The 13,348-nt window shown below is 71.3% G+C and carries 3 protein-coding genes; all 3 read right to left on the minus strand.

The genetic code is table 11. From position 1 onward, the window contains the following. Positions 1–17: 17 nt before the first annotated feature. Genes KN815_RS03705 through KN815_RS03715 form a run of 3 tightly spaced genes read right to left on the minus strand, consistent with a single transcriptional unit; the run spans position 18 to position 13,305 of the window. Positions 18–965 carry an ornithine carbamoyltransferase gene (locus KN815_RS03705; RefSeq protein ID WP_216340121.1) on the minus strand — a complete coding sequence of 316 codons (948 nt, stop codon included), beginning with the start codon at positions 963–965 and terminating at the stop codon, positions 18–20. Positions 966–1,021: 56 nt separating this feature from the next. Next, the gene (locus tag KN815_RS03710) at positions 1,022–2,269 is read right to left on the minus strand and encodes an MFS transporter (RefSeq protein ID WP_216340123.1); all 1,248 of its coding nucleotides are present in this window, start codon (positions 2,267–2,269) and stop codon (positions 1,022–1,024) included. Continuing rightward, the gene (locus KN815_RS03715) at positions 2,266–13,305 is read right to left on the minus strand and encodes a non-ribosomal peptide synthetase (RefSeq protein WP_216340126.1); all 11,040 of its coding nucleotides are present in this window, start codon (positions 13,303–13,305) and stop codon (positions 2,266–2,268) included. The genes KN815_RS03710 and KN815_RS03715 overlap by 4 nt, the downstream gene beginning before the upstream one ends. Positions 13,306–13,348: the final 43 nt, after the last annotated feature.

Here is a 13,348-nt window from a genome sequence, read left to right on the forward strand (position 1 = left end):
GGCGGCCACGGCGCGCGTCAGCGCACGGCCCCGGGGCGCACGCCGCGGCACCATTCGAGCACGGCCATCGCGCTGTGCATCTTGTTCTCCGCCTGGTCCATCGCGATGCTCATCGGGCCGTCCAGCACGTCGGCCGTCACCTCTTCGCCGCGGTGCGCGGGAAGATCGTGCATGAACACGGCCTCGGGGCTGTCCTGCCAGAACCGGGAGGTCACCTGGAACGGGGCGAAGGTCTCCCGCCAGTTGGGCGTGGGCTTGCTCGTCCCGGTGGTCTGCCAGCGCGTGGTGTAGACGACGTCGAGTGATCGCGGCGGCGTGTCGAGGTCGTGACGCTCCACGAACGACGACCCGCAGGCGGCCGCGATGGCCGCGGCCCGCGCCGCGATCTCGGGGCGCAGACCGTAGCCGGGCGGGGTCCGCATCTCCAGCACGACGCCGGGATACCGCGGCAGCGCCAACGCGATTGCGGCCGCCGTGTTGTTGCCCTCCCCGACGTAGCAGACGCGCAGGCCCTCGATGGTGCCGAACCGCTGCTGCATGGTGACCAGGTCGGTGAGCGCCTGGGTGGGATGCTGGTCCTGTGTCATGGCGTTGACCGTGCCCATGGTCTTCTGCGCGACCCAGGCCGCCAGTTCGCTCTGCGGCCGACCGGTGCGGATCACCATCACGTCCAGCATGCGCGCGAGCACCTGGCCGGTGTCGTCGAAGGACTCTCCCGTGTTGGTCTGCAGGTCCCCTGGGCCGAAGGAGATGATCTGGGCCCCGAGCCGCAGGGCACCGGCGGAGAACGCGGTGCGCGTGCGGGTCGACGTCATCTCGAAGTACAGGCCGACGACGTCACCCGCCAGCGACCGCGAGGGTGCGGCGCGGCTCGTGGCGTGCTCGACGCCCCGGTCGACGATTTCCCGCAGGTCGACATCTGACAGGTCCTCCGTCGAGACGAGGCTTCGGTACGCGCGTTCCATGTCCGGTGTTCTCCTTCGGGTTCGGCGGATCAGCAGGTCAGCAGGTCCGGCAGTGGTCAGGGTGCGGAGGCGTCCGGCGTCTTCAGGCGTGCCGCACGGATCGGCCGGCTCAGCAGCGCGGTCACCGTGACCGCGGCCATAACCACGCTCAGACAGAGCACGGTCCTCGAGCCGCCGACCGAGGCGAGCAGCAGACCGGCCAGCAGTGGGCCCATCGAATTGGCGCCGGAGCTGATCAGGCTCGCGACACTGCCGACCCGGCCCTGCAGCTCGTCCGGGGTCACCTGGACCTGGTAAACCCCGGCGATCACGTTGATCAGCGCGCCCGCGAACAGCATCACCGACATCAGCGCGCCCAGGAAGACCGGCTGGGACGTCATCGCCACCAACGGCATGGCGCACGTCCAGACGGCGAACACACCGGTGATGACCGCACCCGGATGAAAGCGCCGGACCATCAGCGGCCCCAGCATCGCGCCGCTGATGCCGCCCACTCCGGAGAGGACCCCGATGACTCCCATGAACGCCGGCGATCCACCGTGCTCGTTGATGATCACGACGATGGCGAGCCGGAGTGCCTGGAACAGCACATTGGTGACCGAGACCAGCAGTATCGCGGTGCGCAGGAACTCCTGCCGGAACACCCAGCCGATGCCCTCGGCGACCTCGGTGCGCAGCCTGCGTCGGCGTGGGGCCCGGTCGCTCTGGAACCGCGACTTGATGAAGAGGAGGTTGACGAGCGCCACCAGGTGCAGCACCGCCGTGAACAGGAAGGGCGCCCAACGGGCAAGGACGAACAGCGAGCTGCCCGTGGGCTGCCCGGCCAGCCCTGCGGCCCGGCCCCTGGCCTGGTTCTGCGCCATCGCGGTGGGGAGTTGGTCGGGGTGGACCACGTTGACCACAGCGGCGCGCTCGGAGAGCCGGTAGAAGACGAACGCGCTGCCCTCCGCGAAGGCGACGATCATCAGATGCGGCAGCCACAGCCGGCCGAAGAGCAGCGCCACCCCCACACTCGCCAGGGACACCGCGCACACCGCGTTGCACACGACCATCGTGCGCCGCCTGTCCCACCGGTCCACGAACACCCCGGCGGGCAGCTGAACGAGCAGCACCGGCAGCAGTCCGGCAAAGCCCACGAGCCCGGCCGCCGAGGCGGAACCGCCGTTCCAGATCAGAAGCAGCGGGTACGCGGCGGAGGTGACCGCGTTGCCCCAGGTGGCGACGCCCACGCCGGTCCACAGGAACCAGAAGTCGCGGTTGCGTCGCAGCGGGACCTTCTGCTCCGCCTCGACGGCCCCCGTCACTGGCCGGCCTCGTCGGCGAGGCGCGCGTTGACGAAGATCCGTACGGCGTCCTGGCCCGCGAACCCGTTGGTCAGCACGACCCACCCGTCGCCGCTGCGCAATCCGCAGGTGACCAGGGCGTGGTAGCCGATCGGTGAGCCACCGTGGCCGAACTGCGGGTCGCCGCCGCTCGCGTCGACCACGGCACCGAGGCCGTAGGAACTGTCCGCGGCGGGCGTCAGCATCTGCTGGACGGTGTCCACCTCGAGCAGGGCCGACTGCCGCCCCAGCCAGGAGCGCCTGATCTCGACCGTCAGTCGGGCGATGTCCGCCGCGGTGGTCCACAGCCCCGCCGCCGCCATGTCCGGGCGGACCAGCCACCCGCCGTCGACGGGAGTGCCGTCGGCGTGATGGCCGAGCGCCACCGGCGCGGGGGCCCGGTTCGGGTACGACTGGTCGAAGTCGCTGTCCGTCATGCCCAGCGGCTCGAACACAAGGCGCCGCATCAGCTCCGGGAAGGGCTCCCCGGTCGCGTCGACCATCAACTGCTGGACCACGGAGAAGTGCACGTTCGCCTTGCGGAAAGAACCCGGCGGCTGTTCCCGCGCCACCGGCGCGTTCCGCGCCGGAGCCCGGCCGTGGAGCACCTCGAGCAGCGTGGGCGCCGACGTGGCGGGGTAGCCCTTCCCCTCGTTCGGCGTCAGTCCGGAACGATGGCCGAGCAGCCGGCGCAGCGAGATCGGTGCATCGCCCACGCCGTCCGGCACCCGCCAGTCCTTGAGGTAGGTGTTGACGTCCTCGTCGAGGTCCAGAACCCCCTCGTCCACCAGCCGCAACGCGCCGACGGCACTGACGTACTTGCTCATCGAGCCGACCTGGAACACCGACCGCGGGGTGACCTGGTCGGTGCCGCCCGCGGCGAGCGTCCCGAAGCACCTGACGGCCACCAGCTCGCCGCCCCGCAGCAGGGCCACGCTCACACCGGGGGTGCGGCCGGCGCGCATCGCCTCGTCCGGCGAGGGGAGGGGCCAGCTCTCCGAGCCGGCCGGCAGGGTCGGACGGGACGGGCTCTCGGTGTCGAGCGCCCCGGCGAGTTCGCGCAGTGTGCGGTACTGGTAGAGGCCGAAGAGCGTCAACGGCAGACCGGCCGCCTGTGCCTCGGCCACCAGCCGGATGGCCAGGATGGAGTGACCGCCGAGATCGAAGAACGAGTCCTCCGTCCCGACCTCGCGGACCGCGAGCAGGTCGCACCACAAGCGGGTGAGCAGACGCTCGGTCGGCGTGCGGGGCTCTGTGCGATCGCGGGCCGGTGCCCGCCGGGGCCGCGGCAGGGCGTGTTCGTCCACCTTGCCGTTGGCGTTGAGCGGCAGTTCGTCCAGGACGACCACGTGTGAGGGAACCAGATAACCCGGCAGCCGCTGCCCGAGGTGGGCTCGGACGGCCTCGCCGTCGTCGTGGGCGGCCTCCAGGTAGGCGACCAGCCGACGATCACCGGGCTCGTCCTCGCGGAGCACCACCCGCGCCCGGGAGACGTCCGGGTGTTCCAGGAGGACCGCCTCGATCTCGCCGAGTTCGATCCGATGCCCGTGGAGTTTGACCTGCCGGTCGACCCGCCGCAGGAACTCGATGGTCCCGTCCACCAGCATCCTCACCAGGTCGCCGGTGCGGTACAGCCGCGAGCCGGGCGGACCAAAGGGGTCCGGCACAAAGCGCTCGGCGGTCGCCCCGGGCCGGTTCGCATACCCTCGTGCGACTCCCGTGCCACCGACGTGAAGCTCACCAGCAACACCCATTGGCACAGGGACCATCCCGTGGTTGAGGACGTACACCGTCGCGTTGGGCAGGGGACGCCCGATCGGGACGACCGCCATGGAACTCGACGCGTCGTCCACCGGGTGCACGGTCGTTCCGACGGAGGCCTCCGTCGGGCCGTACTCGTTGATCAGCCGCACCGCCGGAGCCAGCCTCCGCCATGCTTCGACGGTACGAGCGGACAACGCCTCGCCCGCCACCACCAGGACGTTCGTCAGTCCGGCGGCCTGCTCGGCCGACAACTGCCGGGTCAGGATGTCGAGATGGGCCGGGGTGAGCTTCACGAAGGCGTACGGGCTCGCCTCGACCAGCGCCTCGCCGAGCCGGTCCAGGTCCGCGTCCAGAACGGTGACCGGGCGGCCCGCCAGAAGCGGGGCCCACAGGTTCGGCACCACCAGGTCGAAGGCGACCGACGAGAACAGCGGGGCCCCGCCGGGGTGGTCGGACACCAACTCCTCGACGGCCCAGCGCAGATGGTTGGCCACACCCCGATGGGTAACCTGAACCCCCTTGGGCCGGCCGGTCGAGCCCGAGGTGTAGATCACGTAGGCCGTCGCGTCCAGGTCCCGGGGCACGACCGGGGGCGTCTCCGCCCCGACCGTGACCGACTGTGCCGTCACGACCGACCCGTCGAACACGGTGGCCAGGCCGGCTGCCCGGTCGGGGTCGGTCACGACCACCGGTGCGTGTGCGTCGTCCAGCATGGCCGAGATCCGCTCCAGCGGGTGCGAGGGCTCGAGCGGCAGGTAGGCGGCGCCCGCCTTCCACACGCCCAGCAGCCACGGGATCAGCTCGACCCCCCGGGGCAGCAGCACCCCGACCACCGTCTCGGGACCCGCCCCGAGCTCCCGCAGCCGACGCCCGTACCCGTTCGCCTTCACCTCCAGTTCCGCGAAGGTCAGCACGCCGTCGTGCGCGCGGACCGCGACGGCGTCCGGCACTGCCTTGGCCTGTCGCTCGAACAGCTCCAAGGCGGTGCACTCGGGCTCCGGCGCCGGGTTCGACGCCCAGGCGCCGAAGAGCAGTTCGCTCTCCTCGTCGGGGACCAGCAGCGTGCGCGGGTGCCCCTCCGCGTCGGCGGCCATCGCGGCCAGGACGAGTCGGTACAGCTCCGCGAGCCGCTCCCCGTTGACCGGGCTCACCGCGGTGGCGTCGAGCGTCAGGACCAGGCGGGCGCCGGCCGTCGACACGGCGAAGGGGAACTCGGTCCGGCTGAAGCCCAGGCCCTCGGTCGGCTCCTCCTCCGAGCGGCCGAAGTCCTGGTAGCTGAAGCGCACGTCGACGAGCCGGTCGCCCCGGGCGAACTCCTGCTGGATGGCCGCCATCGGGTAGTGGCGGTGCGGCCACATCCGCATTTCCTGCGCGAACACCTCCGCGACCAGCTCCCGCCAGGTGCCCGCGGAGATCTCCGCGGGGAACGGCAGCGTGTTCAGGTGCAGGCCGTAGACCTGCTCGGCGCCTTCCAGCTCCGGCCTGGTGTGCGTGACCAGACCCGAGTGGAACCTGCGTTCGCCGGTGAGCTGGCCGAGCACCTTCAGGTGCGCGGCGAACAGCACGCTCTTCATCGGCACGCACGCCGCCGTGGCCAGGGCCCGCAGCCCCTCGGACACCTCGTCCAGTTCCACCGCGATCCGGTAGGTGGGGCCTTCTCCCCCCCAGTTCCGGGGCAGTTCGAACTTGGCGTGGTCCGTCACCGTGTCCCGCCAGAACGCGCGGTCCTCCGCCGAGTCCAGTGCCCGCAGCTCGGTCGCCACGGCGTCGGCGAACCGTGCCCTGCCCAGTCGGCTCGGCGGCAGCGGGTCCCCGTCCCGCACCGCGCGGAACAGGTCGAGCAGCTCGCCACGGAGCATGCTGAACGTCCAGCCGTCCATGATCAGATGCGACTGGGTGAGCGTGAGATGCCAGCTGCCGTCCGCGGCGGTGTGCACGCACACCCGCAGCAGGGGAGCCGACTCGTGCGGCAGGACGGCCTCGCTCTCGGCCGCCACGAACTCCCGCAGCTCCCGCTCACCGACGAAATCCATGACGCGCGGCGCGAGGGGTGCCTCGGCGTGGACGAGCTGTACCGGGACGGAGCAGGTGTCGAGGTCGATCGACGTACGCAGCACCTCGTGGCGTGCCACCAGTTCCGTGAGCGCGTGCCGCAGCGCCTCGGCGGAGAAGGGCTCGCTCGCCGGGAAGGGTGCGGAGACGACGCGGTGGTACAACCGCGGTCCGTCGGCCGCCATCATCTCCACGAGCATGCCGAGCTGCACCCGCGTCAGCGGATAGGCGTCCACGAGCCCCACCGGCACCCTGTCCCGGTCCTCGGGGCTCAACAGCCCGAACGGCGGCGTGAGTCGCCGCGGGGCGACCGCAGACCGCGCGGACAGGCCGATGCTCAGCGCGCCGATCGTCTGCTGCTCCAGGATGTCCCGCGCGGTGACGTCGACCCCGGCCTCCCTCAGCCGCCCCGCGATCATGACGGCCCGGATCGAGTCGCCGCCCAGGTCGAACAAGGGATCCGCGGTGCCGATCCGGTCCACGCCGAGTACGGCCTGCCAGACGGCCACCAGCCGCTCCTCCAGCGGCGTGGCCGCGGGCACGAAGCGGGACCCGGCGTACGCGGACCGACCGGGGGCGGGCAGCGCGCGCCGGTCCAGTTTGCCGTTGGCCGTCAATGGAATCCGGTCGAGCACGACGTACGCCGCCGGGACCATGTAGTCGGGAAGGGTGTCGCCCAGACATGTCCGCAGGGCGGCCGGATCGAGCTCGGCGGCGCCGGTCGGCACCACGTAGGCCGTCAGACTGCGGTCGCCGGAGTCCCCGTCCCGCACGACGACGACGGCTTCCCGCACCCCCGGCTCGTCGAGCAGGGCGGTCTCTATCTCACCGAGTTCGACGCGGTAGCCGCGGATCTTGACCTGGTCGTCGATCCGGCCGACGAACTCCAGCACACCGTCCTCCCCGCGCCGCGCGAGGTCACCGGTGCGGTACAGCCGGGACCCGGGCGGTCCGAACGGGTCGGGGACGAACCGCTCCGCGGTCAGTCCGGGACGGTCGAGGTAGCCGCGGGCCACAGCGGGACCGCCGACACAGATCTCGCCCGGCACCCCGAGGGGCACGAGATGGCCCAGGGCGTCCAGCAGATACATGGACAGGTCGGCCAGCGGACGTCCGATCCGGTTACCGGCGCCCGGTGCGAAGTCCCGCTTGGAGTAGCGGTGGTACGTGGTGTACACGGTGGTCTCGGTCGGCCCGTACATGTTCGTCAGCGCGACCCTGCCCAGGCCCGCCCTGTCGACCCAGGGGCGGAGTTCCGCCGGCTCGACCTTCTCGCCGGCGAGCACCACCGCTCGCAGGGCCAGCCGCGAGCCCCGGGGGTCGTCATCCGCGAGCGCTCCCACCAGGGACCGGAACGCCGAAGGGGTCTGGCAGACCATCGTCACCTGCCGCTCGACCAGCAGACCGAGGTAATCGTCCGGGGAACGGAGCACGGCCCGCTCCACCATCACCAGCGTTCCGCCGTGCAGCAGGGCCCCCCACATCTCGAACACGGAGACGTCGAAGGCGAAGGTGTGGGACAGGGCCCACACGTCCGACTCGTCGAAGGCGAAATGCTCCTCCGCGACGTCCATCAGGCGCACCACGTTGGCGTGGCTGACCGCGACTCCCTTGGGACGTCCGGTCGAGCCCGAGGTGTAGATCACGTAAACGAGGTTGTCCGGCTCGCCGAGCGGGGCGGGCGGGGTCGGCAGCTGTGTCCCGAAGCTCTCCTGGTCGAGCACGACGAGATTCCCGTCGTGGACCTCCCCGATCGCCGGGGCGGTCCGGGAGTCGGCCAGTACGGTGCGCACGCCGGCATCACGGAGCATGAAGCCGAGCCGGTCGGGCGGGTTGGCCGGGTCGAGCGGCAGATACGCCGCGCCCGACTTCATCACGCCCAGGAGCGCCGGCATCAGCTCGGCCCCCGGCGGCAGGCACACGCCGACCACGGTCTCCGGGCGGGCGCCCAGCCCGCGCAGATGCCGGGCGATCCGGTTCGCCCGCGCGTCCACCTCCGCATAGGTCCATGTGTCGTCGCCGAAGACCACCGCGACGGCGTCGGGGGTCCTGCGGGCCTGTGCCTCGAACAACTCGTGCACGCGTCCGTCGACGCGCCCGCGGGCACCGCTCCCGGCCGCCTGGCCCAGCAGCTGCTCCCGCTCCCCGGCCGGGAGACGGACCGCGCGCGCGTCGCCCTCGGGCCCGGCGGCCATGGCCTCCAGCACCGCCCGGTACATGCCGGCCAGGCGCCGCATGTGGGCCTTGCTGACCACCCTTTCGTTCGAGTTCACCCACAGGACGTCGCCGCGGTTGTAGACGGACAGGGCGAACTCGTGCGGCCCGATGTTGGTGCGGGTCCCGGCCGCCACCCGGTCGGTGTCCACCTGCCGGAAGTCGAGATAGTTGAACATCACGTCGATGAGCCGTCGCCCGCCCCATTCCCGCTGAATGACCGGCATGGGGTAGCGCCGGTGCGCCCACAGCTCGACCTCGCGCTCAAAGACCTGGGTGAGCAGCTCCCGCCAGGTTCGGGCGCTGCGGTCGACCGCGACCGGCAGGGTGTTCAGGAACATGCCCAGCACCTGGTCGGCGCCCGTCACCTCGGGACGGATGTCACAGACCAGACCCGTGTGGTAGGCGGGTTTGTCGGTGATCTGTCCCATCACCTTCAGATGCGCGGCCAGCAGCACGCTCTTCATGGACACACCGACGGTGCTCGCCAGTGCTCGCAGGTCACCCGCAATGTCCTCGAAGGACAGCGGGACGTAGACACGTTCGTCGGAGTCACCCGCCAGTTCCGCGGGAATCCGGACCGGCTCGTACGTGGCGGCGATCCCTCGCCAGTACTCGGCATCCTCGTCGGCGGCCAGCGAGCGCAGCTCGCCCGCGATCGCGTCGGCGAACCGTACCTCGGGCGCCTGGTACGGCGGGACCGGCAGGCCGTCACGGATCCCCTGGTAGCAGTCCAGCAGCTGCTCCAGCAACAGGTGGTAACTCCAGCCCTCGGTGATCACATGCGTCTGGGTGAAGGTCACCCACCACGCCTCGTCGCTCTCGATGTGCGCGGTGATCCTCATCAGCGGTGCGCGCTCCAGGTCGAAGACGTGGGCGCGCTGCTCCGCGGCGAGTTCCGCCCGAACCTGTCCGAGCTCCTCCTCGTCGCAGCCCCGCACGTCCCGGATGTCCACCGGGATTCGGGCGGTGGCGTGCACCAGCTGGAGCGGCGCGGAGAAGCCGTTGAGCCGGATGGAGGTGCGCAGGACCTCGTGCCGTTCGGCCAGCACGGCCGCGGCGGCCCGGAGGGCTTCGGGGTCGAACGGCCCGCCGTCGGTGACCCGGAAGGTGTTGATGATGTGGTATGGGTTGCGGGCCCGGTCGGCCAGCAGCTCGATGATCATTCCGAGCTGTGTGCGCCCCAGCGGATAGGCGTCGACGACGCCGTCCGGGAGCTGGGCCCGGTCCTCCTCGGAGATCAGCTCGAAGGGTGCCACCAGGTCGTCGTCGGCGGCCGGAGCCCGGTCCGCGATCAGCGCACACAGACGCTCCACGGTCCGGGCCTCGAACACATCGCGCACCGTGACGTCCAGGCCTTCGGCGCGCAGCGCTCCGGTAACCGCCACCGCGCGGATGGAGTCCCCGCCGAGATCGAAGAAGCCGTCGCTGACCCCGACCCTGGCGACGTCCAGGGCACCGCGCCAGATCTCGGCGACCTTGGACTCCAGCGGGGTGCGGGGCGCCAGGTAGTCCCCGGCCGTGAATGCGTCGTCCCCGGGGTCGGGCAACGCGCGTCGGTCCACCTTGCCGTTGGGTGTCAGCGGAATGCGTTCGAGCGTCACGAACGCCGCGGGCACCATGTACTCGGGCAGCTTCTGCGCGAGCCGCTCCCGCAGTTCGGCGGGTTCCACCGGTGCGCCGACCAGTGTGCAGTAGGCCACGAGACGTTCGCCGCGCAGCACGACGACTGCTTGGACGACCCCGGGATGGTCGCCCAACTCGGCCTCGATCTCGCCGAGTTCGATGCGGTGACCACGCACCTTCACCTGGTCGTCGCGACGGCCGAGGAAGTCCAGCGCGCCGTCCGGCCGCCGGGTCACCAGGTCGCCCGTCCGGTACATGCGTGTTCCCGCGGGGCCGTACGGATCCGGTACGAACTGCCGGGCCGTCAGCTCCGGTCGGCCGAGGTAGCCGCGCCCCACACCGATGCCGGCGACGTGCAGTTCGCCGGGAACACCGACCGGCACCGGTTCGAGCCGCTCGTCCAGCACGTACAGCGCGGTGTTGCGGACGGACGAGCCGATCGGAACCCGGACCAGTTCGTCGGCCGTGGCGATCCTGGCGTGTGTGACGTCGTCCGAGCACTCGGTCGGTCCGTACGCGTTGACCAGGGGAACGCCGAGGAACCGACGCAGCCACCGGTGGCACAGCGTCGCGGGCAACGCTTCGCCGGTCACGACGAGATGGCGCAACGCCGGCAGCTGCGGAGCCCGGCCGTCGAGGTCCCACGCGTCCAACGCCGCCCTGAGCAACGAGGGCACGACCTCCAGGGTGGAGATGCCCTCCTCGGCCACCAGCCCGAACAGCGCTCTGGGGTCGAGGGCGGTGTCCCCGTCCACGGCACGCACCCGGCCTCCGACGACGAGCGGCGCCAGCATCTGCCACACGGAGATGTCGAACGCGGGGGACGCGTTCTGCACGACACAGTCGGTGGCGCCCAGACCTAGGTCCTCGATCTTGGCCAGGAGGTGATTGCCCATGCCCGCACGGCTCACCATGGCGCCCTTGGGGCGTCCGGTCGACCCCGAGGTGTAAATCACGTACGCCAGGGCGTCCGGTGCGGGATCCGGCAGGGAGGGAACGTGTCGTCCGTCGGCCGGGAGCTCCAGCCGGTCCAGCAGGACGGCCCGTTCCGCGTCGGCGGCGACGTCCGAACGGGTCAGGAGGAACCGGGCCCCGGCATCGTCGAGCATGAAGTCCCTGCGCTGCGCCGGTGATTCGGGATCGAGCGGCAGGTAGGCGGCCCCGGCCTTGAGGACCGAGAGGACGGCGAGCACCAGCTCGGCCGACCGGTGCAGGCAGATGCCCACCACGGTCTCCGGCCCCGCACCGAGACCCCGCAGGCGCTCGGCCAGCAGGTCGGACCGCGCGTCGAGTTCCGCGTACGTCAGCTCGGCGTCGGGACCGGACACGGCGACGGACCCGGGCGTCCGTCCGGCCCAGTTCCGGAAACGATCCGGTACGGACACGAAGGCGGGCTCGCTCGGTGACGGCTGCGCCACCAGCCGTTCCCGCTCGTCGCCGGGCAGGTGGGTGGCGCGAGCGTCCCCGTCGGGATCGGCTGCCATCGACTCGAGAACCGCGCGGTACATGCCGCCCAGGCGCTGCCCCGCCTCGCGGCTCAGGGCCCGGGTGGACGTGCTCAGACTCAGCCGGTTCCCACGGGAGTGGAGCGTCAGGTCGAACTCCGTCAGCGAAGCGCCGAGCGCTGCCTCGGCGCGCACCGCCGGCGCCTCGTCCTTGAGCAGGTCCACGTAGTTGAACGCCACGTTGAGCAGGCGCTCACCGCGCCATCGCTGCATGGCGGGCAGCGGATACCTGCGGTGCTGCCACAGCTCCACCTCCTGCTCGAAGACCTGCAGCACCAGGTCGCGCCAGGACGCCGCGGCGCGGGTCACCGGGAACGGAACGGTGTTGAGGTGCATGCCGTACACCCGGTCGGCGCCGTCCAGCTCCGGTCGCGCGTCGCACACCAGTCCTACATGGAACCGGCGCGCCTCGGTGAGCTGACTCATCACCTTGACGTGCGCCGCGAGCAGCACGCTCTTGACGGACACCCGCAGCTGGGCGGCGAGGTCGCGCAGCGGCGCCTCGATGTCGTCGATCGGCACTCGCACGTCGTACGGCTCGCCCGGCCCATCGCCCGCCCAGTCGTCCGGGAGCACCACGGGGGTGTGGGTGTCCACGACGCGCCGCCAGTAGGAGGCGTCCTCGCCGGACTCCAGGGAGCGTAGCTCGGCGGCGATGTGGTCCGCGTACCGCGCTGCGGGCGCTTCGTAGGGCGCCGGTTCGAGGCCGTCGCGCAGCCGCTGGTAGCAGCTGATCAGTTCCGACCTCAGCCAGTTGTGGCTCCACCCCTCGGTCACGGCGTGCGGCCGGCTGAGCGAGAGCCACCAGGTCCGCTCGTCCTCGATGAAGACGGCGATGCGCAGCAGCGGCGGGGAGTCCAGGTCGAAGGGCGCGTCGCGTTCCTCCGCGAGCATACCCATCAACAGGTCTCGATCACCGTGCACTTCGTGCACCGGGACCCCGGGCTCGGCTTCCGCATGCACCACCTGCATCGGGACCGAGTAGGCGTGCAGGTCGAACGAGGTGCGCAACAGGTCGTGCCGGCCGATCACGATGGACGCAGCGCGCCGCAGGGCGTCCGCGGAGAAGGGCCGGTCGTCCGAGACCCGGTAGGAGGCGAAGCTCCGGTAGGTGTGGCTCCCGGTCAGCATCTCGACGACCATGCCCAGCTGAACCTGTGACATGGGGTAGGCGTCCGCGGCCGTGGCGGGCAGCAGGGCCCTGTCCGCGGCGTCGACGAGGGCGAACGGCTCGACCGGCTGTTCGGTGCCGACCAGCGCGTCCCTGCCGTCGAGAAGGTCCGCGAGGCCCGCGACGGTTCGCTGTGCGAAGACGTCCTTCACTCCGACGTCCATCCCGCCCGCACGCAGCGCGCCGACCAGCCGGACGGCCTTGATGGAGTCGCCGCCGAGTTCGAAGAACCCGTCGTGAAGGCCCACCCGCTCCCGGTCCAGGACGCTCTGCCACACGGCCGCGATCCGGTTCTCCAGGGGTGAGCGGGGTGCGACGTACTCGTCCTGGGTGAGGGCCGAGAGGCCGGGCGCAGGCAACGCGCTCAGGTCGAGCCTGCCGCGTTCGTCCGCCGGTTCCCTTTCGAGCTCGACGAACGAGGACGGCACCATGTGGTCGGGCAGGTACTGCCCGCAGTGGACGGCCAGTTCCGTGGCGTCCGCCGACTCTCGCACGGGCACGCAGTAGGCCACCAGTGTCCTGCCCGCGTGTGCGTCCTCGTGGGCCACCACCGTGGCGGCGCGCACGTCGGGGTGCCTCACGAGTACGGCCTCGACCGCGGCGGGGGCGATCCAGTGGCCGCGCACCATGAGGTGACCGTCCCTGTGGCCCAGGAACTCAAGCGAGCCGTCGGCTCGTTGGCGCACGAGCTCACCGGAACGGTACGCACGGCTGCCCGCGGGGCCGAAC

Source organism: Streptomyces niphimycinicus, from assembly GCF_018883605.1.
Classification (GTDB): domain Bacteria; phylum Actinomycetota; class Actinomycetes; order Streptomycetales; family Streptomycetaceae; genus Streptomyces; species Streptomyces niphimycinicus.

Excerpts from the sequence above, each read along its gene's own strand:
- KN815_RS03705 (WP_216340121.1), bottom strand. The coding sequence starts at position 965 with ATGGAACGCGCGTACCGAAGCCTCGTCTCGACGGAGGACCTGTCAGAT.